Origin of the sequence: Sphingomonas hominis (assembly GCF_013328205.1) — a bacterium.
Lineage (GTDB): Bacteria > Pseudomonadota > Alphaproteobacteria > Sphingomonadales > Sphingomonadaceae > Sphingomonas > Sphingomonas hominis.
On the sequence record NZ_JABULH010000001.1, the window covers coordinates 877,453 to 901,891 of the forward strand.

Consider the following 24,439-nt stretch of genomic DNA (forward strand, 5'->3'; position numbering starts at 1 on the left):
AACGGTAGCTTCGTGCCCGCGCTTCACGCCTTTGCCAATCCGGCGCGTTTCCTGAAGATCGCGCGGCCGCTGACGCCGGTGCTGTTCTGGCTCGGCGCTGGACTGATCGCGTTCGGTGTCTGGGCCGGGCTGACATTGACGCCGCCAGACTATCTACAGGGCGAGAGCGTTCGAATCATCTACTTGCACGTTCCCGCCGCGTGGCTAGGGATGGGCGGATGGAGCGGCATCGCGGTGTCGAGCATTGCATTCCTCGTCTGGCGGCATCCGTTGGCGGCGATCGCGGCGCGGGCGATTGCGGTGCCGGGTGCGGTATTTGCCGCAATCTGTCTGGTGACGGGTGCCATCTGGGGGCGGCCGACCTGGGGCACGTACTGGCAGTGGGACGGGCGGTTGACGTCGATGCTGCTGCTGTTGTTTGTCTATCTCGGCTATATGGCGTTGTCGCGCGCCGACCGCGAACGCGGCGGGGCGGGCGAGATACCCGCGCTGTACGGGATCGCCGGATCGGTGCTGCTGCCGATCATCCGCTACTCGGTGGTGTGGTGGAATACGCTGCATCAAGGACCGAGCATTGGGCTGACGCAATCGACGATCGACCGCTCGATCCTGTGGCCGCTGCCGTTCACGCTCGTCGGGTTCACCCTGCTGTTCGCCGCCATCGTGCTGATGCGGATGCGCGCGCTTCTTGCAACCGCCAAGGCTGAGGCGCGGCTGCGGCGAAAGGCGGCGGCGTGAACGCCTGGCCCTTCGTGGCGGCTGCCTATGGTGTGACGCTGGGTGGCGCGGCATTGCTGTCGATCGTTAGCTATCTCGCGATGCGGCGCGCGGAAAAGTGACGGCCAAGAACCAGCGAATGGCGCTCGTGGGGGCGGGCGTGCTCGCGATCGCGCTGGCGGCGGTGCTGGCGCTGTCGGGGTTGAAGGATCAGGCGGCGTTCTTCTACGCGCCCTCCGACGTCGCGCGCGGATTGCCCGCGGCCGACAAGGCGGTGCGACTGGGCGGCATGGTGGCGGACCGGTCGATCCGCCAGGCAGGCGATGGCGTGTCGATCGACTTCGTCGTGACCGATGGGAAGGCGACGACGCCGGTGCGCTTTACAGGCATCGCGCCCGACCTGTTCCGCGAGAAGTCGGGTGTGGTCGCCGAGGGGCATTTCAATCCAGACGGTTCGTTCACCGCGACCAACCTGCTCGCCAAGCACGACGAGAAGTACATGCCGCCTGAGATGAAGGGGCGGATGCACGAGACGAAGACGTTGGAGCAATGAGCATCGTGCCGGGCAGGATGGAGCACGCGCGATGGGCTATCTGACGCTTGCGCTACTGGGTGGTGCGGCGTTTGCGGCCTTGGTCACCTTGCGGGTCGCACGGCCGTTGTGGTCGCTGGTCGGTGCCGCGTTGTTCCTGGGTGCGGCCGGCTATGCGTGGCAGGGCCGCCCGTTGTTGGCCGCAACCGCGGCCGCGCCGCAGATCGACGCAGCACCGATCGAGCCCGAGATGATCGCGCTGCGCGACAGCCTGCTCGGTCGCTACACGCAGGATACGGCCTATCTGATCGCGTCGGACGCGATGGCGCGCAGCGGCGACACGCGTGCCGCGGCGCAGGTGATGCTGGGCGCGGTGCGCAAGCTGCCCAGCAGTTTCATCGCCTGGACGTGGTTGGGTACGACGCTGTCGAGTGACGCCGGGCAGGTGCAACCGCCCGCGCTGCTCGCGTTCCGTCGCGCAGCACAGCTAGCGCCCGAGCATCCGGCACCGCCATTTTACGCCGGGCTGGCTTATGTGCGGATGGGCGATTTCGCCACTGCACGGTCGTACTGGCGTCGGGCATTTGCGTTGTCGCCCGTGGGGACGGTTTATCGGCAGGAGATTGGCGTACGGCTGGGACTGCTCGATCGCGTGCTGCGTGCGAGTGCTGCCAACTGATTTTCGTTGGCGCTCGATTGAGCCACTGATTGGGTTAGCGGCGACGTAGCGGCGCGGACGCGACGATCGCTGACCGTCGCGTCTGCTGTGCTGGAGGCTTACTGGCCCCGGCCGGTCTTTTCCTGCAATTCGTCGATCTTCTTCGACGCATCGGCCTTGGTCAGCGAGTCGTCGAACTCCTCGTGCGCTTCTTCGCTCAGCGTCTTCAGGTAGCTGGCCTGCGCGCCGGTCATCGCCTCACCACCGGTGGTCCAGTCGGACGGATCCTTCTCGGCGTTGCTGAATGGCTCGGACTTGGGGTTGGTGTCGCTCATGGTCATGATCCTTTCGCGGGCCGAACGCTTCATGTTCGCTTCCTGTTCCGCGTTGCGGGGGCATAGGGAGAGTGCTAGGCGCGGCGGCGCAATGGGGACACAAACGGACGTGGCCGTGACCTTGGTCAGAGCGGCGCAGGCGTGAACACCGAGGATCCTGCGGCGCGCGCGCAAGCGGGCACGCACCATCACCACGCCCGCGACGGCTTGCTGAAGCTGGCGGTCGGCGCGATCGGCGTCGTGTACGGCGATATCGGCACCAGCCCGCTCTACGCGATGAAGGAGGTGTTCGTCGGACACCATCCGCTGACCGTCGATCAGCTGCACATCTTTGGCGTCGTCAGCCTGATGTTCTGGTCGCTGATCTCGATCGTCACGGTCAAGTACGTCCTGATGATCCTGCGCGCCGACAACAACGGCGAGGGCGGCAGTCTGGCGCTGCTCGCGTTGATCCAGCGACGTTCGCAGTCGGGCAAGCGCTGGGGCACTAGCCTAGTGATGCTGGGCGTGCTCGCGACTGCGTTGTTCTTCGGCGATTGCATGATTACGCCCGCGATCTCGGTGCTGTCGGCGGTCGAGGGACTGGCGACGGTTGAACAGGGGTTCGACTCGTTCGTGCTGCCGATTGCGGTGACGATCATCATCGCATTATTCTATATGCAGTCGATCGGGACCGCGAAGGTCGGGCGGTTGTTCGGCCCGATCATGCTGGTTTATTTCGTCGTGCTCGCAGGTCTGGGGCTGATCCATATCGCGGCGCGGCCCGACATCCTGTGGGCGCTCAATCCGATCTGGGCGGTGCGTTTTGCGGCCAATGACGGGCAACTCGCGTTCCTGGCGCTCGGCTCGGTCGTGCTGTGCGTGACGGGCGCGGAGGCGCTCTACGCCGACATGGGGCATTTCGGACGCCAGCCGATCTCCTGGGCGTGGCTGGTGTTCGTGTTTCCGGCGCTGATGCTCAACTATCTCGGGCAAGGCGCGCTGCTGCTGGCGACGCCGTCGGCGGCCGAGAACCCATTCTTCCTGATGGCGCCGGAGGAATGGCGGCTGCCGCTGGTCATCCTGGCGACGATGGCGACGGTGATCGCGAGCCAGGCGGTCATCACCGGTGCTTACTCGGTCGTGCAGCAGGCGGTGCAGCTCGGGCTGATGCCGCGCATCCGTATTGAGCATACCAGCGCCTCGGAAGCCGGGCAGATCTACATCCCGAGCGCGAATTGGGCGCTTCTGGTAATGGTGCTGCTGCTCATCTTCGGCTTCGGTGAGTCGTCGAACCTCGCCGCCGCTTACGGCATCGCGGTGACGGGAACGATGTTCATCTCGACTTGCATGGTCGGCGTGCTGATCCGACGCGTGTGGCACTGGCCGCTCTACGCGGTGATCGCGTTCGAGGCGATCTTCCTGACGATCGACGGGCTGTATTTCGCGTCCAACCTGACCAAGGTGCCCGACGGCGGCTGGTTCCCGCTGATGATCGCGAGCATCGTGTTCCTGTTGCTCACCACATGGTCGACCGGGCGCAAGCTGATGCTCGAGCGGATGCGCGAGGCAGCGATGCCGATCAAGATCTTCATCGACTCGGCCGCCAACTCGGCGACGCGTGTGTCGGGGACGGCGGTGTTCATGACCTCGACGCCCGAGGGTGTGCCGCCCGCGCTGCTCCACAATCTGAAGCACAATCGCGTGCTGCACGACCGCGTGATCCTGCTGACGGTGCGCGTCACCAACATGCCGTATTTTCCCGAGGAAGATCGGTTCCTGCACGAGGATTTGGGGCAGGGATTCCACCGCGTGATCTTGCGCTACGGCTTCATGGAGGAGCCTGACGTGCCCGCACATCTCAAGGGCTTCGACGGGTGCGGCGCCGAGTTCCGCATGATGGAGACGAGCTTCTTTCTGTCGCGCCAGACGCTGCTGGCGTCGGAGCGGCCCGGCATGGCGGTGTGGCGCGAGAAGCTGTTCGCGTGGATGCTGCGCAACGCGGAAAGCGCGATGGAGTTCTTCCGATTGCCGACGAACCGCGTCGTGGAGTTGGGAAGCCAGATCGAGATATGAGCGCGCACGAGGATCATGGGGCAAGCGCGCTGAACGCACCGATCATCGTCACCGCGATCTTCGCCGGCCCCGACCAAGCGTGGTTCGACCAGCAGCGGCGCGAGTATTTCCCACCCGAGCGCAATCAGCTCGACGCGCATCTGACGATGTTCCACCATCTGCCGCCGAGCGTGGCGGCCGAGGTCAAGCGGCGGTTGAACGAGGAGACGCGCGGGGTCCGTGCGCCTGACGCGCGTGTCGGCGGCCTCATTACACTGGGGCGCGGGGTCGCGTACCGGATCGAGAGCCCCGACCTGGTCGCGCTCAGGGCGCGGCTGGCGGAGGCGTTCACGGGCCTGCTGACGCCGCAGGATCAGGCCGGTTGGCGCCCGCACGTGACGATCCAGAACAAGGTCGAGCCCGCGGAGGCCAAGAAGACGCTTGCCGCGCTGCAGGCCACATTCGCGCCGCGCGTGGTGCAGGTCGCGGGGCTGGCGGCATGGTGGTATCGCGGCGGCCCGTGGGAGCAATTGTCGGTGCACAAGTTCAGCGCTTGACGGCGTTTCCGCGGCTGCTATAGCCCGCGCCTCGCAGACGCTCCGGTCGCTTCATGGCGGAGTAGCTCAGCTGGTTAGAGCACGGGAATCATAATCCTGGGGTCGGGGGTTCAAGTCCCTCCTCCGCTACCAACTGGAGCGTCTGCGTATGTCCCGCATCGCCGTTCGCCCGTGAAGGAGCTGACGTTGGCGATCGTCGGGATCGACTTTCCCAACAACGATCGTGCACGCTCGAACCGACGATCGGAGCTGATGCTGTTGTCACCCGGCGCGGCGATGACGCTGGTGCCGGAGCCGCGCAACCCGGTCGATCCGCAGGCTGTGGCGGTGTTCAGTTCGAGCGGGTTGCAGGTCGGATACCTGAGCGCCGAGCGTGCGCCGTGGATCGGGGCGCGGATTAGGGCGGGTGACGAGATAGTCGCGATCTACCAGGGGCTGGCCGGCGGTGCTGGCTATCTGCGCTTGCGGATCGGCGGTGGCGCGCCGACTTTGCCGGTAACGCGGGAGCGGGATGAGGTGACGGCGGAGGAGCCGAACTTCTGGCCCGATCCGGATGGGCCGGAGTTTGGGGCTTAGTCGGGGGCGTTCGTGCCCGCTCGACAGGAGTCGTATCGCCGAGGAATGGATGCTGAAACTATCTCAGCATGACGGCGCTGGTGAGGGGGCGTCGGCTCATTCGACGCCCCGCTCGCGTCAGGCGGGGACGCCGTAGAGGTCGTGGTCGTCCGCGTCCTCAATCTGGACGGGTACGATGTCGCCGAGGGTCAGGTGACCGGCATCGCGCAGCTGGACCTCGCCGTCGATCTCTGGTGCGTCGGCGTAGGAGCGGCCCGTCGCGCCGCCGCTCTCCGCGTCGACCGCGTCGATGATGACGTCAAGCGTGCGGCCGATCTTGCGCTGGAGCTTGGCGGCGGAGATGGCGGCGGTCTTCTCCATTACGCGGGCGTAGCGCTCTTCCTTTACCTCTTCGGGCACGTGGTCGGGCAGCAGGTTGGCGGTCGCACCCTCGACTGGTTCGAAGCGGAATGCGCCGACGCGGTCGAGCTGCGCTTCATCCAGCCAGTCGAGCAGATATTCGAAGTCCGCCTCGGTCTCGCCGGGGAAGCCGACGACGAAGGTCGAGCGGATCGCGATGTCGGGGCAGATGCCACGCCACGCGCGGATGCGGTCGAGCACCTTGGCGTCGTTCGCGGGGCGCTTCATGCGGCGCAGGACCGCGGGCGCGGCATGCTGGAACGGGATGTCGAGATAGGGGAGGATCAACCCGTCGGCCATCAGCGGGATGACCTGATCGACGTGCGGATAGGGGTAGACGTAGTGGAGCCGAACCCAGGGCGCGATCTGGCCGAGTTCGCGCGCGAGATCGGTCATGTGCGGCACGACCTCGCGGCCCTTCCACATGCGCGGCTCGCGGCGGATGTCGATGCCGTAGGCCGAAGTGTCCTGGCTGATGACGAGCAGCTCGCGCGTGCCGGCCGCAACCAGCTTCTCCGCCTCGCGCAGGATTGCGTCGGGGCGGCGACTGACGAGATCGCCGCGTAAGGACGGAATGATGCAGAAGGAGCAGCGGTGGTTGCAGCCTTCGGAGATCTTCAGATAGCTGTAGTGGCGCGGCGTGAGCTTGAGGCCGGCATCCGGGATCAGGTCGACATAGGGGCCGATCGAGGCGGGCGCGGCGGCGTGGACCGCCTCCACCACCTGCTCATATTCGTGTGCGCCGGTGATCGCGAGCACTTGCGGGAAGCGGGTGCGGATCGCCTCGGCTTCCTTGCCCATGCAGCCGGTGACGATGACGCGACCGTTCTCCGCGATGGCCTCGCCGATCGCCTCCAGGCTCTCCTCCTTCGCGGAATCGAGGAAGCCGCAGGTGTTGACCAGCACGACGTCGGCGCCCGAGTAATCGGCGCTCATCTGATAACCGTCAGCGCGGAGCTGGGTCAGGATGCGTTCGCTGTCGACCAGGTTCTTGGGACAGCCGAGCGACACCATGCCCACGCGGGGCGGGGAGGGAAGTTGCGTTGCCATGAGAGTGCGCGGACATAGCGATTCGTGCGCGCTTTTCCTAGAGTGCGGTGATGAGCCGATATTCATTGACGCCTCACCCCGATCATCCGCCGCTCGGTGTGCGCGGGGTGACGGTCGACCTGCGCATGATTGACGGCGGCGCTATGCTGCTGAACTACGTGGTCGATGGAGCAGAAACAGCGGTGTGGCCCGAGCGGACCAGCGCGGTGCGTAGCGACGGATTGTGGCGGACGACCTGTTTCGAGCTGTTCCTGATGTTCGACGACGAGGAGCATTACGTCGAGTTCAACTTCTCGCCGTCGAGTGCATGGGCGGCGTATGCGTTCGATGGCTACCGCGACGGCATGGCCGAGCTATCGCGCGACCTCGTGCCGCACGTCACGCGGATTAGACAAGGCGTTGAGGTCGACTGCGATCTGGGCGGATTGCCGCACGGCGAGCTGTTGATGTCGCTGACTGCGGTGATCGAGGAGGAGGGCGGACGGCGTTCGTTCTGGGCGTTGGCGCATCCGCCCGGCGCGCCCGACTTCCATCACCGCGATTGCTTTACCGCGCGGCTGCCGGCACCAGCGCAGCCATGAATCTCGGGATCGACCGCCTGCTCGCCGATGCGAGCCTCCGCCGCGAACTTGAGGGCCGCCGCGTCGCGCTGCTCGCGCATCCGGCGTCGGTGACCGCCGACCTGACGCACACGCTCGATGCGTTGATGGCGGCGGGCGTCAATGTGTCCGCGGTGTTCGGGCCGCAGCACGGCGTCCGCGGCGACCTGCAGGACAATATGATGGAGTCGCCCGACTTCACTGACCCGACCTACGGCATGCCGGTGTTCAGCCTCTACGGCGAGGTGCGGCGGCCGACGCCCGAGTCGATGGACACGTTCGACGTCATGCTGGTCGACCTGCAGGACGTGGGGTGCCGCATCTACACGTTCGTGACGACGCTGCTCTACGTGCTGGAGGCGGCAGCGGCGCACGGCAAGTCGGTGTGGGTGCTCGACCGGCCCAATCCCGCGGGGCGGCCGATCGAAGGGCTGACGCTGCGTTCGGGGTGGGAGAGCTTCGTCGGGGCGGGGCCGATGCCGATGCGGCACGGCATGACGCTCGGTGAGCTCGGGCATTGGTTCATCGCGCACTACAGGTTGGACGTCGATTACCGGGTCGTCGCGATGGAGGGATGGGCGCTCGAGGCCGCGCCCGGATACGGCTGGCCCGAGACGCGGGTGTGGATCAACCCGAGCCCCAATGCGGCGAACGTCAACATGGCGCGTGCCTATGCCGGCACGGTGATGCTGGAAGGTACCACGCTGTCGGAAGGGCGCGGCACGACGCGGCCGCTCGAGTTGTTCGGCGCACCAGACGTGGACGCGCGAGCGCTGATTGCGGAGATGCGGCGGCTCGCGCCCGAGTGGCTGAACGGGTGCGCGTTGCGCGATATCTGGTTTCAGCCGACGTTTCACAAGCATGCCGGCGAGCTGTGCGCGGGGGTGTTCATTCACGCCGAGGGTGCTGCCTACGACCATGCGGCGTTTCGGCCGTGGCGGTTGCAGGCGCTCGCGTTCAAGGCGTTGCGCGCGCTTCGGCCGGACTATCCGCTGTGGCGCGATTTTCCGTACGAATATGAGTTCGACAAGCTGGCGATCGACGTCATCAACGGCGGACCGGGCTTGCGCGAGTGGGTTGACGATGCAGCCGCACAGCCGGGCGATCTGGACGCGCTGACGATCCCCGACGAGCGTGCCTGGGAAGAAACGCGGGCGCCATTCCTGCTCTACTGACGCTCGATCGTTCCTAATTGTTGATCGTCACCGTGGCAGGGTGATGCTTGTCGAGGTGACGCAGGATGCGCTTCAAGTTCTTGGTGTTCGAGCGGTAGTAGATGTCGGCCGCGTCGCCGACGAACGGTATGAGGCCGAGCAGCGCGTCGAAGCCGACGCGCCCGGTCATGCGCAGCAACGACGCCTTGCTCATGCCGAGGTTGCGCGCTTCCCACACCAGCCAGCCGCCGAGTGCTGCCGCCACCGCGTCGCCCGCAACGGGGATCATGCCCAGCACCACATCGAGGCCGACGCGTCGGTTGATGCCGGGGATGACGAACAATCCTTCCAGCAATTGCTCCATCGCGACCAGGCGGCGGCGCACAGAGGCCGGATCGCGACCGAGCGGCAGGTTGGCGGCGGCGAAGCCGGGCATGATCGTCGGGCGCGTGGTCATATCAATTATCTGGTATCACTGCGCAGATGGTTCAACGGATGCCATGCGCGCGCGTTCGGCTGCCATTGCACCAGTCTGAGCGCGACCAATGACCAGCGGAACGGGCGCGCGAGCGGAATATAAGCGGTGTCGGCGGTGAGCGCGGCATCGGCGCGCGCGATCGTCGCGGCACGCGCGTCGAGCGTCGGGGCGAGCCGCGCATCCTCGATCGCGGCGCGCGCCTCGTCCGAACAGGCGACACACGCCTCCGACAGATACCAGCGCGCGCTGTCGTACGGCGCGACCTTGTCGATCAGGCGCAGATCGGCCGCGGGATCGTCGGCGGCGAGGCGCACCGGGCGGACGCCCATGGCGTAGAGATCGGCGGCGAGCCGCGTCCACAGCATCGTCCCGCCGAGGCTGTCGGGCAGCGCGACGCCGAGCGCCGGGACACCGTTGGCCGCGCGCCACGTGGCGACGCGTGCGCGGATCGCCCCCAGTCGCTGCTCGCGCGGCAGCGTCGCCCAGCCGGGGCGGGTGGGCGGAGAGAGCGAGTCGAGCTGGTCAGGCAGCAATGCCTCGCTGGCACTCCACTCCGGCGACACCGCCGCGACGAGCGCGGCGCGATCGAACGCGGCCGACAATGCGGCGCGGTTCGCCGGATCAGCGAGGAACCCGTCGCGACGCTGCACCGCGAGGCCGAACAGCCCGGCGGCGGGATCGAGGCGGATGTTGGCGGCGGCAGGCTCGGCGCGCTGCACCAGCGGCCAATCGTCGATCGTTCCGCCGGTGACGAGGTCGGCGGCCTTGTTGACGAAGCGCACGATCGCTCGCGCCGCTTGCTCGCCGATCAGCCGTACGTCGTCCTCGGGCGTCGGACCGGCGTTGTCCGGGTCGCGATCGGGATCCACGACCGGGCGCAGCAGCAGCGAGTGACGGCCTTCACGCACCACGTGCAGCGGACCTGCGCCGCCCGCCGACGCGCTGCGCACCAGCGCGAGTTCGGGTTGTGCGAACAATTTGAGCAGGTCGGGACGCGGACGCGCCAGCTCGACCTCGATCACCTCGGGCGTCATCTCGACCACGTCGCTGATCGCGGTAAGGTATGGCGCCACGTCGCTACGGGTGAGCTGGCGCTTGAGCAAGGTGACGATCTCGCCGGCGCGGACCGGCTGGCCGCTCGCCCAGCGCGCGTTGCGCAGACGGAAGATGTAGCTGGTGCCGTCGTCGGTCACGGTCCAGCGTTCGGCCAGTCCGCCCTCGATCTGCCCGGCCGCGTCGAAGCGGACCAGCCCCTCGGCGACCGCGTCGGTCAGCACGCGCTCGGGCAGCGACAGCGCGCGCCGCGCGGACACCGCCAGCTCGGGCTTGTCGCCGATGACGCTGACCACCACCGGTCCGACGTCGGCGCGGCGATCGCAAGAGGTGGAGAGCAGCAGCGCCGGTAGGACGACGCCGAAGGTCATGGTGCGGACGGCGGGACTCGAACCCGCACGCCATGGGCAGAAGATTTTAAGTCTCCAGCGTCTACCGATTCCGCCACGTCCGCGCATGTGGTTCGCGCACAAGCGCGCTTCGTTGCCGCGCGTCAAGTTCCGATCGGGTTTTCCGTCGCGGATCAGACGTTGAGGCGCTGCCGCATTTCCTTGCCGGGCTTGAAATAAGGCACGCGTTTCGCGGTTACGTCGACCGTCTCGCCGGTGCGCGGGTTGCGGCCGGTGCGCTCGTCGCGCTGGCGGGTGGAGAAGGCGCCGAAGCCGCGCAGCTCGACCCGGCCGTTGGCGGCCAGTCGATCGGTGATCTGATCAAAGAAGGTTGTCACGATCGCCTCGACGTCGCGCTGCGACAATTCCGGATTCTCTTCCGTGAGCCGGTTCACGAGTTCCGACCGAATCATTCCCATCCCCATTTCGCAACGAACGCCGGCACTGGCCGATAGACCTAAGTTGATACAGGTAAATGCGTCCGGACGATAGGACCGAAACGTCATCATGCCTGCGAAATGATCAGGTCGCCGGACGTGAAAAAGGGGCCGGCGACGCCGACCCCTTTCCCGGGTGTCCCATGAAGGAACGTACGCTTACTTCTTGGTTTCGCGCGCCTTGAGCGCTTCGCCCAGGATGTCGCCGAGCGACGCGCCCGAGTCGGACGAACCGTACTGCGCCACCGCCTGCTTCTCCTCGGAGATCTGCATCGCCTTGATCGAGAAGGTCGGCTTCTTGGAACGGTCGAAACCGGTCACCATCGCGTCGAACTTCTGCCCGACCTGGAAACGCTCCGGACGCTGCTCGTCACGGTCGCGGCCGAGGTCGGTCCGCTTGATGAAGCCGGTCGCGCCGTCGTCACCCTGCTGCACTTCCAGACCCGCGTCGCGAACCTCGAGCACCGTGACGGTGACGACCTGGTTCTTGCCGATCCGGTCGCCCGCGCCCGCCGCGACGGGACCGCCACGCTCGAGCTGCTTCATGCCGAGCGAGATGCGCTCCTTCTCCGGATCAATGTCGAGCACGACGGCCTGAACCGTCTCGCCCTTGCGATGCAGGTTGAGCGCGTCCTCGCCCGAAACGCCCCAGGCGATGTCGGACATGTGGACCATGCCGTCGACGTCGTTGTCGAGGCCGATGAACAGGCCGAACTCGGTCGCGTTCTTGACTTCGCCTTCAACCGTGGAGCCGATCGGGTGAGCGGCGGAGAACGCCTCCCACGGGTTGTTCTGCGCCTGCTTGAGACCCAGCGAGATGCGACGCTTCTCGGCGTCGACCTCGAGCACCATCACGTCGACCTCCTGCGAGGTGGAGACGATCTTGCCCGGGTGGACGTTCTTCTTGGTCCAGCTCATCTCGGAGACGTGGACCAGGCCCTCGATGCCCGCTTCGAGCTCAACGAACGCGCCGTACTCGGTGATGTTGGTCACGCGGCCCGACAGCTTCGCGCCGACCGGGTACTTCACGCTCGCACCATCCCACGGATCGCTCTCGAGCTGCTTCATGCCGAGCGAGATGCGCTGCGTGTCCTTGTTGATGCGGATGATCTGGACGCGCACGGTGTCGCCGATGTTGATCATCTCCGACGGGTGCTGGACACGCTTGTACGACAGGTCGGTGACGTGCAGCAGGCCGTCGATGCCGCCGAGATCAACGAACGCGCCGTAATCGGTGATGTTCTTGACGACGCCCTCGATGATCTGACCCTCGGCCAGGCTCTGGATCAGGCCCGAACGCTGCTCGGCGCGGGTTTCCTCGAGCACCGCGCGACGCGACACGACGATGTTGCCGCGCTTGCGGTCCATCTTGAGGATCTGGAACGGCTGCGGAATGTCCATCAGCGGGGTGACGTCGCGCACCGGGCGGATGTCGACCTGCGAACCCGGCAGGAAGGCGACGGCGCCCGACAGGTCGACCGTGAAGCCGCCCTTGACGCGGCCGAAGATCGTGCCCTCGACACGCGCGGTCTTGGCGAACTCGACCTCGAGCTTGTCCCAGGCGGCTTCGCGGCGCGCGCGGTCGCGGCTGAGCATCGCTTCGCCGTGCATGTTCTCGACGCGGTCGACGTATACTTCGACTTCGTCGCCGATCTTCAGCTCGGCCTTCTGGCCGGGCGCGGGCGCGAATTCACGCAACGGCACGCGGCCTTCGCTCTTCAGGCCGACGTCGATGACGGCCAGGTCGTTCTCGATGCCGGTAACGGTGCCGAGCACCACGCGGCCCTCGAAGCTGTCGGCGCCGCCGAACATGTCATCGAGCATTGCCGCGAAATCGTCGCGTGAGGGAGCTGCCGTAGAGGCCATAAATCCGTAAGTCCTAAACGTTGTCGTTTCCGGCCAAGCGGTTGGTTCCGCTGGTCTAGGGTGTGACCCCAGGGCCAAAACACCACGCTGGCCCCATGCCAAACGCGGTATCCGCGCGGGTCGAGGAATGCGTGGAGGACCTAGACGCCAATGCGAAAAGGGCGCGAGGGGACCAGCCCGCCGCGCCGTGCCTCCGCGAACACCGGCTCGCTGGACAGGACCGACATACCTGAACGGCGCCGTACAGGCAAGCAGCGCTTACGCCGGCGTGCGGCGCGCCTCCACCAGCGCAATCGCCTTCGCGACCGAGGCGTCGATCGACAGGAAGCTGGTGTCGAGCAGCGCGGCGTCGCTGGCGGGGATGAGGGGGGCGGCCGAGCGGCTGCTGTCGCGTTCGTCGCGCGCGCGGATGTCGGCGAGCACCTGATCGAAGCTGGCCGCACTGCCGCGGTTCTTGAGCTCGTTGTGACGGCGCTGCGCGCGGATCGTCGGAGTCGCGCGGACGAACAGCTTGGCCTGTGCGTCGGGTGCGATCACGGTGCCGATGTCGCGCCCGTCGAGCACCGCGCCGCCTTCCTGGTGCGCGAAGCGTTTCTGCCGCTGGAGCAGCGCGGCGCGAACTAACGGGTGCGCGGATACGATCGAGGCGAGTTGGCCGACATCGTCGTCGCGCAGGCCGGGGTCGGCGAGGGTGAGTTCGTCGAAGTCGCACGCGGCAACCGCATCGGCCTCCTTTTCAGGATTGAGCTCCATCCGGCGCACGGTGGCGGCGACCGCGCGGTAGAGCAGACCGGTGTCGAGGTGAGGCAAATGGTAGTGGCGTGCGAGCGCCTTGGCGATCGTGCCCTTGCCCGAGGCGGCGGGGCCATCGACGGCGATGATCATGCGGAGGCTCCGGTCAGCTGGGCGAGTTGGTCGAAGAACACAGGGTAGCTGGTGGCGACCGGCGACACGTCGTCGATCATGACGGGCGCGCGGGCATGCAGGCCGGCCACCGTCATGCTCATCGCGATGCGGTGATCGAGCTGGGTCGCGACGCAGCCGCCGCCCGGGATTGCCTCACCGCCGGTGCCGTCGATCGACAGGCCGTCCGCGTGCTCGGTGACCGAAACGCCGTTCGCCTCCAGCGCGGCGCGCATTGCGGCGATGCGGTCGCTTTCCTTGACGCGCAGCTCGTCCGCGCCGCGCGCGATCGTGCGGCCAGCGGCAAAGGCGGCGGCGACGAACAGTACCGGATATTCGTCGATCATCGACGGCGCGAGGTCGTGCGGCACGGTGATCCCGTTCAAGGCCGCGTGACGGACGCGCAGGTCGGCGACCGGCTCACCGCCTACGGTGCGCGGATCAAGCTCGGTGATGTCCGCGCCCATCATGCGGAGCGCGGTGACCAGCCCGGCGCGGGTCGGATTAAGCCCGACATTCTCGATTACCACGTCGCTGTCCGGCACGATCGTGGCGGCGACCAGCCAGAAGGCGGCGGAAGAGGGGTCGCCGGGGACGACGATCTGTTGCGGGCGCAACTCCGCCTCGCCGGTAATCGAGATGACGCGGCCGCGCGACGTCTGCTCGACCAGCACCTCGGCGCCGAAGCCCGCGAGCATCCGCTCGCTGTGGTCGCGCGTCGGCACCGGCTCGATCACGCGGGTGATGCCGGGCGTGTTGAGCCCGGCGAGCAGGATCGCCGATTTCACCTGCGCCGAGGCGACGGGCAATTCGTACTCGATCGGCACGGCGGGGCAGAGGCCGCGCAGCATCAGCGGCAGGCGCCCGCCCGGCGACGCGGTGACGTCTGCACCCATCCGAGACAAGGGCGTAATGACCCGCTCCATCGGGCGCGACGACAGCGACGCGTCGCCGGTGAAGTTCGCGATGATCGGGTGCGAGGCGATCAGCCCCATGAGCAGCCGCGTCGAGGTGCCCGAATTGCCCATGTCGAGCGCGCTCGCGGGTTGCAGTAATCCGCCGACGCCGACGCCGTTGATTGTCCACGCGCCGTCACCGCCACGCTCGATCCGCGCGCCCATCGCGCGCAGCGCGGCGGCGGTGGCGAGCACGTCCTCGCCCTCCAGCAATCCCTCGACGCGGCTCTCGCCGACCGCCAGCGCGGACAGCATCAGCGCGCGGTGGCTGATCGACTTATCGCCGGGCACGCGAATGCGCCCCGACAGGCGGGTGGCGATCGGTACGGTCAACGGGGAGGGTTCGGCATGCGACATTCGCGCCGCTTGCCAGCCGGGTTGTGCTATGGCAAGGCGCGCCCCACTTCTCAGGGCTATCCTGCAGAACCACCCATCCGAAAGGCTTTTCACGGCATGATCCAGCCGGAATGGGGCACGAAGCGTACGTGCCCGAAATGCGCGACGCGTTTCTACGACCTGACCAAGGACGATCCCATCACCTGCATTAATTGCGGGTACGCCTGGGCGCCCGAGCCGATCCTGAAGTCCAAGCAGCCGATGCCGTTCGAGGCGGTGAAGTCCGACAAGCAGGCGCCCGACAGCGATCTGGCCGGTGATGACGATGAGGATCTGGCACCCGCGGAGGACGAGGAGCCCTCGGCCGACGACGAGGTCGATCTGGGCGGCGACGACGACCTGGGCGTCGAGGCACCCAGCGACGACGACGAACACTAAGTTTTTGCGTCCGGCTTGGCAAAAGGTGCGATCCACCGCTTGCCAAGCCTGCAGCGCCCGGTTAGTGGGCGCTTCCCAACGGAATGGGGCCGTAGCTCAGCTGGGAGAGCGTCGCAATGGCATTGCGAAGGTCAGGGGTTCGATCCCCCTCGGCTCCACCATTCCATGGTTTGTCCTGACATCGTGATTGTATCATCCTAGGCTTGACTATGCCGGACTGATCGCTGTGTCGCGCACTGCTCGGCACGGCGCAGGCGATCGCACACCATGTGCTCAGGGTCACGGCCTTGATCCCTGACGCCGTAGCAACAGCCGCCACAAACAATTGCTCTGATCCCGCCGCTGCGTAGCGACGCTGGTTCGACGTCCGCCATCACGGCGCATTCAGGCGAGGTCACTGCCCCCGACATACGACCATGTCGTCTTGGACCCCGGCAATCTCAGCTGATATCGCTACCCTCGACTATATCGAGGGATCGCATGATGGCGGATTGGAACAGGCGAACCGTGTTGCAGGGGATCGGTGCAGGCTTTGCCGGTTCCGCGCTGATTGGCCAGGCTCAGGCGCAAAATGGTCCCAAGCGTAAGCTCGGCTACGCGATCGTCGGGCTCGGCAGCTACGCCACACGGCAGATCATGCCGCAGTTCAAGAATTGCGAGTATGCGCGCCTAGTCGCGCTGGTCAGCGGCACGCCGGAGAAGCTGGAGCGCTACGGCGCCGAATATGGCGTGCCCAGGACGCACCGCTACAGCTACGCCGATTACGACAAGCTTCGGAACAATCCCGACATCGACGTGGTCTATGTCGTGCTGCCCAACTCGATGCATGCCGAATATTCGATTCGTGCTAGCCGCGCGGGCAAGCACGTGATGTGCGAGAAACCGATGGCGGTCTCCGTCGCCGAGTGTCAGGCGATGATTGAGGCGGCGCGCGCGGCGAACCGCAAGCTGATGATCGGCTATCGCTGCCATTTCGAGCCGCACAATCTGCGCAGCGTCGAGTTGGTGAAGACTGGCTTCGTCGGGCGCCCGACGCTGATCACTGCCGAGCACGGCTTCTTCGCGCAACCGGGTCAGTGGCGACTCGACCGGCCGATGTCGGGCGGCGGATCGTTGATGGACATCGGCATCTACAGCCTCAACGCCGCGCGTTATCTCGCCGGCGAGGAGCCGATGGAACTGGTCGCGACCGAGTACACCGACCGAACCGACCCGCGCTTCCGCAACGTCGAGGATCGCATCGATTTTCAGTTGAAGTTCCCATCGGGCGTGATCGCCAATTGCGTGTCGAGCTACTCGTCTGGGCACAATGCCTTTCGCGTCACGGGCACCAAGGGCTGGGTCGGCATGGAGCCCGCCACCTCCTACGAGGGTCAGAAGCTGTTCACCCGCACCGGCGGCGATACGGAGCAGGTGTCGGTGTCGACGCCGCGCAAGAACCAGTTCGTCGCGCAACTCGATCACCTGCCCGAGAGCATACTGACCGGCATCCCGCTGCGCGCCTCGGGCGAGGAAGGCTTGCGCGACATGCGGCTGATCGAGGCGATCTATCGCTCCGCGCGTGAGCGGCGGGCCGTGTCGCTGGCATGATGTCCACCTTCCACCGACGCGACGTGATGAAGGCGAGTGCGCTGCTCGCCGCCTCCGCCTGGGCGCCGATGCCGGTCCGGGCGACGGTCGCGGGCAATGCCCGGCACGACGCGCGCATCCGCGACCTGATCGCGCGCATGACGCTTGCGGAAAAGATCGGGCAGATGAACCAGATCGCCGGCGGACGGCAGCGGGCGCTCAACTCGCGGCTCGACCCCGGCATGCTCAACCGCGTGCGGCGCGGCGAGATGGGCTCATTCCTGCACGTCGCGGGCGCCGAGCCGCTGCGCCGGTTGCAGAAGATCGCGGTGGAGGAGTCGCGGCTCGGCATTCCGCTGCTGTTCGCGATGGACGTGATCCACGGTTATCGCACGACCCTGCCGGTGCCCTTGGCACTCGCCGCGACGTGGGACCCGGCGGCGATGGAGCAGGCCGCGGCGCTGATGGCGGAGGAGGCATGGGCGGCCGGGCTGCACTGGACCTTCACGCCGATGGTCGACGTCGCGCGCGATCCGCGCTGGGGCCGGGTGGTCGAGGGCGCGGGCGAGGATGCCTATCTCGGCAGCCGCATGGCCGAGGCGCAGGTGCGCGGGCTGGAAGGTCCGGCGGGCATGCCGGCAGGGCGTGGACGCATCCTGTCGTGTACCAAGCATTTTGTCGGCTACGGCGCGGTGGCCGGCGGGCGGGATTATGACAGCGCCGATATGTCCGAACGCCCGCTGCACGAAGTGTATCTGCCGCCGTTCCACGCCGCGATGCGCGCTGGCTCGGGCAGTTTCATGACCGCGTTCAACGACGTCGGCGGCGTACCGATGACCGCCAATGCGGAACTGGTGCGTGGCGAGCTGCGCGGTCGCTGGAGCTATCAGGGGCTGGTGGTCAGCGACTGGAATGCGATCCGCGAGTTGATCAACCACGGCGTCGCGGCGACCCCGGCCGAGGCGGCGGCGCTGGCGCTGCGCGCCGGGATCGACATGGACATGGCGAGCAGCACCTACGCCGACTTTCTCGCCCCCGCGGTCGCTGCCGATGCCACGCTCTTGCCGCTGGTCGATGAGGCGGTCGGGCGCATCCTGGCGGCCAAGGCGCGGCTGGGATTGTTCGACGATCCTTATTCCTTCGGTGATGAGGCGCGCGAGAAGGCGCCGCTCGCGCGCAAGCCGGCGCGCGACATCGCCGCGCGCTCGGTCGTCCTGCTCCGCAACGAGGGCGCGGTGCTGCCGCTCAAGGCGGGTGCCAGGATCGCGCTGATCGGTGCGCTGGCCGACGATGCTTCCTCCGCGCTCGGTTCGTGGCGCGCGCGCGGGCAGGCGGAGGATGCGGTGACGCTGCGTCGCGCGCTGCCGCAGGCGACGTTCGATTCCGGAAGCGACCTCGCGAGTGCCGCGCGCGTCGCGGCGGCGGCCGACGTGGTCGTGCTGGCGATCGGTGAGGATTACGACCTGACCGGCGAGGCACGCAGCCGCGCCGACCTCACCTTGCCCGGCAAGCAGCAGGCGTTGATCGAAGCGGTGCGGGGCGCCGGCAAGCCGATCGTCGCGGTGCTGATGGGTGGACGCCCGCTCGCGCTCGAACAAGCATTGTATGGCGTTCCCGCGGTGCTGCAGACCTGGTTTCTAGGGATCGAGAGCGGGCCGGCGATCGTCGATATTCTGTCAGGCAAGGTATCGCCTGCGGGTCGCCTGCCGATCGGGATGCCGCGCGTCACCGGGCAATTGCCGATGAGCTACGCGCACGTGCCGAGTGGACGTCCGGCCAACCCCGATCTGGCGATCGACAGCGCGCGCTACCATGACGCCGCGATCGGGCCGTTGTTCGCCTTCGGTCATGGGCTGAGCTACGCGCGCTTCGACTATAGCACGCTCGCGATCGAGGAGCGCGCCGACGCGGCCATCGTCAGCGTCGCGGTGACCAATGCCGGCAGCGTTCCGGCAGAGGAGGTCGTCCAGCTCTACGTGCGCGATCCCGTCGCCACGGTCGCGCGACCGATCACCGAATTGCGCGGCTTTCACCGGCTGGCGCTCAAGCCGGGCGAGCAACGAACGGTGCGCTTCACGCTCACGCACGCGCAGCTCGCGCTGTGGAAGGCGGGTAAATGGGTGATTGAGGCGGGCGTGATCGATGTGATGGTCGGCAGTTCGTCCGCCGACATCCGCGCGCGCGGACGCTTTCGCGTCGCCGCGGGTGAGGGCACACTGCCTGCCGCGTCGATCGCCACCGCGGTGGCGGTGGTGTGATTGGTTTGGTTTAAGTGGATGTGACGCAGATGTTGAACGTGACCCGCCGCTCGGTCCTGGCCGGAGCCTCGGCGCTGTTGATGACGAGCGGGCGTGCGATCGCGGCTGACACAGCGGCGGGGATCACGCGGTTCGACCCCGAACTCGACACGTTGATCGACGTCGCGGCACCGATTGAGACGATCGCGACCGGCTATCGCTGGGCCGAGGGGCCGGTGTGGGTCGCACGGGGCGAGTATCTGTTGTTCTCCGACGTGCCCGCCAATACGGTGCACCGCTGGAAACAGGGCGAGGGTGCGCGGCCGTTCCTGCATCCATCGGGCCTGAGCGGTCCGGTGCCGGCCGGCATCCGTGAGGCCGGAGCGAACGGACTGACGGTCGACGCTTCCGGGCGGCTGATCATGGCGGATTCGGGAACACGCGCGATCGCGCGGGTCGATCTCGCAACCCGGCGCAAGACGATCCTGGCTGATCGGTTCGCGGGCAAGCGCTTCAACAGCTGCAACGACGTTGCGCTCGCGCGTGATGGGGCGATCTATTTTACCGATCCGCCTTATGGGTTGGCGGAAGGTGACGCATCGCCGCTCAAGGAGCTCAGATTTAACGGCGTGTATCGCCTGCGATCCACAGGCAAGGTCGATCTGATCGATCAATCGCTGCACCGCCCTAATGGCATCGGCCTGTCGCCACGCGGCGACCGCTTGTACGTCGCCTGCTCCGACGAGGCCGCGCCGGAGATTCGCGTCTATGACCTGAACAAGGACGGCTTGCCGAGTGGACCGGGGCGCCGCTTCGTCGATTTCACCCCCGAGTTCCGCCGCGGCCTGCCCGGACTGCCCGATGGCATGAAGGTGGCGCGCAGCGGATATCTGTTCGCGAGCGGTCCAGGCGGCATCTACGTGATCGCACCCGATGGACGAAAGCTCGGCATGATCGCGACGGGCAAGGCCATCGCCAATTGCGCGTTCGGCGAGGATAACCGCACCTTGTTCCTGACCAGCAGCGACTCGGTCGCACGTGTCCGGTTAAAGGTCGCGGGCTGATCGCGATCGCCGTGGCGCGCCCGGTCGGTTACCCCGGCAACAGGCTCAAACGCCGCGCATAGCTGGCGAACAATGTCGGCCAGGCCGCGGCGGGTCTCGTGCTCGGCAGCCGCGCGCCGAAGCCGTGGCCGCCCTTGTCGAAGCCGTGGAACTCGCTTTCGCGCTTCTGATCCAGCAGCGCCTGATACAGTGCCAAACTGTTGGCGATCGGCACCAGCCCGTCGTCGCTCGCGTGCGCCAGGAAGATCGGCGGGGTGGTCGCGCGCACGCCCAATTCGACCGAGGCTGCGCGCCGACTCGCCTGATCGGCGCCGTTGCCGAGCAGATTGTCGCGCGACCCCGCGTGCGTGAACGGTGCGTCCATGCTGACCACCGGATAGATCAATCCGGCCAGATCGGGGCGCGCCGAATGTCGATCGAAGGCGTCAACGGGCGCGTAGGTGTGCTCGTCGAAGCGTGTCGCGAGGCTGCCCGCGAGATGCCCACCGGCCGAAAAGCCGAGTACGGCAACGCGCGAGGCATCCACGCCGTAGGATGCGGCACGCGCGCGGATCACGCGCATCGCCCGCTGCGCATCTTGCAGCGGCACGCGCGCACGATCGCTCCAGCCTTCACCGGGCAAGCGGTAGCTCAGGATGAAGCAGGTGACGCCCAGCGCGTTCAACCAGCGCGCCTGCTCCTCGCCCTCGTTGTCGATCGCGAGGAACCCGTAGCCGCCGCCCGGCACCAGCAGCACCGCCGTACCGTTCGGCGCCGGGGGGCGCCGCACCATCATCGTGGGGCGGTCGATACCGGTCAGCCAGCGATCGTTGAAGTCGGCGCGCTTCGACTGGTTCTGGATCCGGCCGATCGGCAGCCGCGCGGGCGTGCCCGGAGCCTTGCCGGGCCACAAGGCGATCGTCTCGCCCCAGGTGATCGGCGCCGCAGCCGCGGAGCGGGCAAGGTTGACGAACGGCAGCGCGGCGGCGGCGCCGAGCATCAGGCGACGATTTACGATCATGTTCATTCCCGATCCAGCTCCTACCTGCCGCCGCCATCTGGCCGCCGACGATGGCTGGTAGCGATACCAGCAAGTGGCACGATGGTGCAGCCGGCATTTGGCGTCGTAACGACTTTGTGTTGGTGACGACGCGGTGCCTCACACGAGCAGGCGGCTCAAGGTTTGGTGACTGAGGCAGGTACCAACTCTGGCCAGGTCGTCAGATTAACGCGACCTAATCGCCCGGCTAAGCTTCGCGATCGAGCAGCAGCGGTCGTGATCAGGCCGCGAGCCTCCACGTACCGCGGCCGGCAGCCTTCGCTTGGTACAAGGCCTTGTCGGCGCGCGCCATGACGCCGCGTTCGGTTACCAACGGCGACGCGGACCATGTCGCACCCAGGCTGGCGCCGACCCGCAGGTCGCTGTTGTCGCACGCCGCGAAACCACCTTGCAGCGCGGCAATCGTCCGGTCCGCCAATCGCTTCAGTCCGGCGAGGTCCGCACCGACCAGAACCACCGCGAACTCGTCTCCGCCCAACCGTGCGACCAGATCGTCGTGGCGCACCGTCGCGCGCAATCGTTCGGCGGTTTCCACCAGGATCGTGTCGCCAGCATCGTGGCCCAGGTGATCGTTGATCTGCTTGAAACCGTCGAGGTCGACCAGCATCACGCCGCACGCGCAGTCGTCAGGCAACGCCCGCAGGCGCTGCTCCAACCCGCGGCGGTTGAGCAATCCGGTCAGCGGGTCGGTCGTCGCCTGTAGCTCGGCCTGGGTGCGTCGGTCATGTTCTTCGGTCAGGTCGATCGTGACGCCAACGATCTGCTCGGGATTGCCGTGTGCATCGCGCAGCAAGCGACGGTCGCACCGCATCCAATGTGTGCCGTCGCGGGTTTGCAGGCGATATTCGACGGACGAACGATCGGACTCGCCATCGATCAACGAGCGCAGGTCGGCCTTGTCCTGATCGTCGGGATGGATGTGCGCGATGAAGCCGTCCAAATCATAGGGTTGCGTGCCGGGGCCGGACACGAATTGCGCCAAAGCTTCGGACGTCTCGAACTGCTCGGCCGCGATGTTCATGTGCCACGATCCGCCACGCACCGCCTCGGTCATCAGCGACAATCGCGCGTTGGTCTCGATCAGGCGCCGCTCGGCCTCGCGCTGCTGCGTCACGTCCTCGGCATGGGCGAAGAAGCGCACCACCTCACCGCCGTCGTCGCGCACCGCAGCGACCGTCAACCTGGCCTGGAAACTGCTGCCGTCGCGGCGAAGGTAACGCTTTTCGATCTGATAACCGTCACGCCGGTTGCGGATCAGTGCACGAAGCTCGCGCAGGTCGCGCTCGATGTCGTCGGGGTGGGTGATCGACGCGACGCTCACTCCGACCATCTCCTCGACGGTGTGCCCCAGCATCTGCGCGAACACGCGATTGGCGCGGATCACGCGCCCATCCAGCCCCACCATTGCCTCGCCGACCGGCGCGTTCTCGAACGCTTCGGCGAACATCGCCTCGCTGTGCGCAATGCGGAGTTGCAGGTCGTCGCGTGGGCTGATGTCGGTGACCAGCACGATCACGCCGGCGACCGTGCCGTCCTCGCCGACGTCGGGAACGTAGCTGCCCTGCACCCGACGCTGATGATCGTTGTCGAAGATGTGGTATTCGTACGTGACCGGCTCACCGGCGAGTGCGCGGCCGAGTTGGTCGACGATCAACGGGTAGTTGCGCTCGCCCACCACCTCGCGGACGTAGCGACCGACGATCTGCTCGGGTGCGATGCCACGCCAGCGCGCATAGGTCTGATTGGCATATCGGTAGCGCAGGTCAGGTCCGAAATACGCGACCAGTCCGGGGATCAGGTCGAGAATACGACCGAGCTTCACCCCGACGGCACGGTCGTCGACGTTCACGGTTGAAGCACGATCGGACATTGCATCGATCTAGCATCACGGCAGTTAACAAGGACTTGTTACGTCCCCCGCGAGGGTAGCCGCAGGTCCAGTATGCGCCGGTTCGGGAGAACTGTTGCTAATCTCTGCGGCGTCAGCCCGAGCCGATTTCCTCGGACAGCATCGTGTCAGGGAAGCCGAGCCCGCTCACGAAGCGGTTCCACAACGGTACCGGCAGCGCGCCACCGGTCGCCTGCGCGTGCCCGTTGCCATAGCGGCCGTCCGCGCCATCGGGTCGATGTTCGGCCAGGAACGCGAGAAGGTCGCGTCCGCTCGCTGACCGCGCGGCGAAATGCACCCAGCCGGGTCGAAAGCCCGCGTTGGCGGCGATCACGACCTTGTCCTTCAACCGCCCACGCCATTGTTGCGCGATCAACGGATGGATTTGGCACGGTGAGGCGAACAGGATTAGCGCGACGTCGCCCACCACGCGTGGCGCGACCCGCCGCGCGGCCTCTACCGCTTCGCGCACCTCGGCCTTTGCCGCGACCAGCGCTTGCGCGTCAGCGCTGTCTCCCTTGGAGATGACCTTTGGCCCGTCGGATTCCAGCAGTAGCCGCAGCGCGGGCGAGGCATCGGCCTTGCCGGTCCGCCGCGGCGCGTTGACCAGCGAGGTTGCGTCACGCAGCGCGGTCTTGCCCCAGCGTTTCTGTGCTTCGGCCAGTTCGGGGAAACCGTCCTCGGGCGCCATGTCGCCGATCAGGCCGAGCGCCGCCAGCCATTGCAGGTTGTCCTGCGCGCCGAGCGCCGCTGCCGCCCACCACGCGATCAGCGCGCTGGTCGGGTCAGGATCGAGCCCGTGACCGCTTAAGGTCACCGCGTTCGGCGGTGTGCCGGTCGGGCGGTGATGATCGACGATCAGTGTCGGCACGCCCGCCAGTACCGCCTCGCCGCGGGTGCCCAGGTCGGTGACGATCAGCCCGGCGGGTTCGAGGGCGCGCAACCGTTCGGCAAAAGACGCGTCCCACGGTGTTTCCGTCTTGCCGACGATCACCGGCTCGGCGGCGCGTCCCGCCGCGCGCAACGCCCGCACCAGCGTCGCCACCCCCGACAATCCATCGGCATCGAAATGGCCGGCAACGACGATCGTCCCCGCGGGCACCTCGTCCAGGAAGCGTTGCATCCCCGCGCGTGCGTCGGCGCGCGGATCGACGTGGGTCAGTGAACCGATCATG

At 66.9% G+C, this 24,439-nt stretch carries 23 protein-coding genes and 3 tRNA genes; 14 read left to right on the forward strand and 12 right to left on the reverse strand.

All coding sequences use genetic code 11. The features are described from left to right. Positions 1-12 precede the first annotated feature (12 nt). From ccmC to HRV97_RS04450, 3 genes are all read left to right on the forward strand, one after another. Positions 13-738 carry a heme ABC transporter permease CcmC gene (gene ccmC / locus HRV97_RS04440; protein ID WP_174192424.1) on the forward strand — a complete coding sequence of 242 codons (726 nt, stop codon included), beginning with the start codon at positions 13-15 and terminating at the stop codon, positions 736-738. Between the two features lie 97 nt (positions 739-835). After that, positions 836-1,270, forward strand: coding sequence for a cytochrome c maturation protein CcmE (gene ccmE, locus HRV97_RS04445; RefSeq protein ID WP_174192425.1), 435 nt, complete (start codon positions 836-838; stop codon positions 1,268-1,270). Positions 1,271-1,301: 31 nt separating this feature from the next. Beyond that, entirely contained in the window at positions 1,302-1,928 is a 627-nt protein-coding gene (locus HRV97_RS04450) for a tetratricopeptide repeat protein (protein ID WP_174192426.1), read from the forward strand. Positions 1,929-2,026: 98 nt separating this feature from the next. Here the strand turns inward: HRV97_RS04450 and HRV97_RS04455 are convergent, their stop codons facing one another. Continuing rightward, positions 2,027-2,242 (reverse strand): DUF3072 domain-containing protein, encoded by a 216-nt coding sequence (locus HRV97_RS04455; RefSeq protein ID WP_174192427.1) that lies wholly within the window; start codon positions 2,240-2,242, stop codon positions 2,027-2,029. Positions 2,243-2,383: 141 nt separating this feature from the next. Here HRV97_RS04455 and HRV97_RS04460 point away from each other — a divergent pair, with 141 nt between their 5' ends. From HRV97_RS04460 to HRV97_RS04475, 4 genes are all read left to right on the forward strand, one after another. Beyond that, positions 2,384-4,297 (forward strand): potassium transporter Kup, encoded by a 1,914-nt coding sequence (locus tag HRV97_RS04460; RefSeq protein ID WP_174192428.1) that lies wholly within the window; start codon positions 2,384-2,386, stop codon positions 4,295-4,297. Then, positions 4,294-4,833: a 2'-5' RNA ligase family protein gene (locus HRV97_RS04465; protein ID WP_174192429.1), complete on the forward strand. Its 540-nt coding sequence runs from the start codon at positions 4,294-4,296 to the stop codon at positions 4,831-4,833. The genes HRV97_RS04460 and HRV97_RS04465 overlap by 4 nt, the downstream gene beginning before the upstream one ends. A 55-nt stretch (positions 4,834-4,888) precedes the next feature. Beyond that, positions 4,889-4,965: transfer RNA gene (locus HRV97_RS04470), tRNA-Met, on the forward strand. Between the two features lie 54 nt (positions 4,966-5,019). Next, a complete protein-coding gene (locus tag HRV97_RS04475) occupies positions 5,020-5,409 on the forward strand; it encodes an HIRAN domain-containing protein (RefSeq protein WP_246248506.1) in 390 nt (129 codons plus the stop codon). Between the two features lie 117 nt (positions 5,410-5,526). Here HRV97_RS04475 and rimO read toward each other — a convergent pair whose 3' ends face one another. Next, complete coding sequence (gene rimO / locus HRV97_RS04480; protein WP_174192431.1) at positions 5,527-6,858, reverse strand: 30S ribosomal protein S12 methylthiotransferase RimO; 1,332 nt, start codon at positions 6,856-6,858, stop codon at positions 5,527-5,529. A gap of 50 nt (positions 6,859-6,908) precedes the next feature. On the opposite strand from rimO, the gene HRV97_RS04485 reads away from it, so the two are divergent. Together HRV97_RS04485 and HRV97_RS04490 are read left to right on the forward strand one after the other, a co-directional pair. Beyond that, positions 6,909-7,439, forward strand: coding sequence for a DOMON-like domain-containing protein (locus tag HRV97_RS04485; RefSeq protein ID WP_174192432.1), 531 nt, complete (start codon positions 6,909-6,911; stop codon positions 7,437-7,439). Further along, entirely contained in the window at positions 7,436-8,632 is a 1,197-nt protein-coding gene (locus HRV97_RS04490) for an exo-beta-N-acetylmuramidase NamZ family protein (protein ID WP_174192433.1), read from the forward strand. Before HRV97_RS04485 ends, HRV97_RS04490 begins: the two co-directional genes overlap by 4 nt. 13 nt (positions 8,633-8,645) lie before the next feature. Here the strand turns inward: HRV97_RS04490 and HRV97_RS04495 are convergent, their stop codons facing one another. The 7 genes from HRV97_RS04495 to aroA all read right to left on the reverse strand — a co-directional run bounded on the left by HRV97_RS04495 (position 8,646) and on the right by aroA (position 15,050). Then, the gene (locus HRV97_RS04495; protein ID WP_174192434.1) at positions 8,646-9,068 is read right to left on the reverse strand and encodes a DUF4112 domain-containing protein; all 423 of its coding nucleotides are present in this window, start codon (positions 9,066-9,068) and stop codon (positions 8,646-8,648) included. A 5-nt stretch (positions 9,069-9,073) separates the two neighbouring features. Then, positions 9,074-10,513 (reverse strand): ABC transporter substrate-binding protein, encoded by a 1,440-nt coding sequence (locus tag HRV97_RS04500; protein ID WP_174192435.1) that lies wholly within the window; start codon positions 10,511-10,513, stop codon positions 9,074-9,076. Continuing rightward, a tRNA-Leu gene (locus tag HRV97_RS04505) sits at positions 10,513-10,596 on the reverse strand. Before HRV97_RS04505 ends, HRV97_RS04500 begins: the two co-directional genes overlap by 1 nt. Positions 10,597-10,665: 69 nt before the next feature. Beyond that, the gene (gene ihfB / locus HRV97_RS04510) at positions 10,666-10,944 is read right to left on the reverse strand and encodes an integration host factor subunit beta (protein ID WP_174192746.1); all 279 of its coding nucleotides are present in this window, start codon (positions 10,942-10,944) and stop codon (positions 10,666-10,668) included. A 183-nt stretch (positions 10,945-11,127) separates the two neighbouring features. Next, a complete protein-coding gene (rpsA, locus tag HRV97_RS04515; protein ID WP_174192436.1) occupies positions 11,128-12,834 on the reverse strand; it encodes a 30S ribosomal protein S1 in 1,707 nt (568 codons plus the stop codon). A 258-nt stretch (positions 12,835-13,092) separates the two neighbouring features. After that, a complete protein-coding gene (locus HRV97_RS04520; RefSeq protein ID WP_174192437.1) occupies positions 13,093-13,719 on the reverse strand; it encodes a (d)CMP kinase in 627 nt (208 codons plus the stop codon). Beyond that, positions 13,716-15,050 (reverse strand): 3-phosphoshikimate 1-carboxyvinyltransferase, encoded by a 1,335-nt coding sequence (gene aroA / locus HRV97_RS04525; protein WP_174192438.1) that lies wholly within the window; start codon positions 15,048-15,050, stop codon positions 13,716-13,718. Before aroA ends, HRV97_RS04520 begins: the two co-directional genes overlap by 4 nt. 96 nt (positions 15,051-15,146) lie before the next feature. On the opposite strand from aroA, the gene HRV97_RS04530 reads away from it, so the two are divergent. The 5 genes from HRV97_RS04530 (at position 15,147) to HRV97_RS04550 (ending at position 20,337) form a co-directional block, all read left to right on the forward strand. Then, on the forward strand, positions 15,147-15,467 hold the full coding sequence (locus HRV97_RS04530) for an FYDLN acid domain-containing protein (protein ID WP_174192439.1): 321 nt from the start codon (positions 15,147-15,149) through the stop codon (positions 15,465-15,467). 85 nt (positions 15,468-15,552) lie between these two features. After that, a tRNA-Ala gene (locus HRV97_RS04535) sits at positions 15,553-15,628 on the forward strand. A 322-nt stretch (positions 15,629-15,950) separates the two neighbouring features. Continuing rightward, the gene (locus HRV97_RS04540) at positions 15,951-17,057 is read left to right on the forward strand and encodes a Gfo/Idh/MocA family protein (protein WP_174192748.1); all 1,107 of its coding nucleotides are present in this window, start codon (positions 15,951-15,953) and stop codon (positions 17,055-17,057) included. Beyond that, complete coding sequence (locus HRV97_RS04545) at positions 17,054-19,294, forward strand: glycoside hydrolase family 3 N-terminal domain-containing protein (protein WP_246248507.1); 2,241 nt, start codon at positions 17,054-17,056, stop codon at positions 19,292-19,294. The genes HRV97_RS04540 and HRV97_RS04545 overlap by 4 nt, the downstream gene beginning before the upstream one ends. 29 nt (positions 19,295-19,323) lie before the next feature. Continuing rightward, complete coding sequence (locus tag HRV97_RS04550; RefSeq protein WP_174192440.1) at positions 19,324-20,337, forward strand: SMP-30/gluconolactonase/LRE family protein; 1,014 nt, start codon at positions 19,324-19,326, stop codon at positions 20,335-20,337. Positions 20,338-20,365: 28 nt separating this feature from the next. On the opposite strand, the gene HRV97_RS04555 is transcribed toward HRV97_RS04550, so the two are convergent. The 3 genes from HRV97_RS04555 to HRV97_RS04565 form a co-directional block, all read right to left on the reverse strand. After that, positions 20,366-21,337, reverse strand: a complete 972-nt coding sequence (locus HRV97_RS04555) for an alpha/beta hydrolase (protein WP_425505728.1) — start codon at positions 21,335-21,337, stop codon at positions 20,366-20,368. Between the two features lie 259 nt (positions 21,338-21,596). Continuing rightward, the gene (locus HRV97_RS04560; protein WP_174192442.1) at positions 21,597-23,246 is read right to left on the reverse strand and encodes a GGDEF and EAL domain-containing protein; all 1,650 of its coding nucleotides are present in this window, start codon (positions 23,244-23,246) and stop codon (positions 21,597-21,599) included. 112 nt (positions 23,247-23,358) lie between these two features. Continuing rightward, positions 23,359-24,438 carry a DHH family phosphoesterase gene (locus HRV97_RS04565; protein WP_174192443.1) on the reverse strand — a complete coding sequence of 360 codons (1,080 nt, stop codon included), beginning with the start codon at positions 24,436-24,438 and terminating at the stop codon, positions 23,359-23,361. Position 24,439 lies beyond the last annotated feature (1 nt).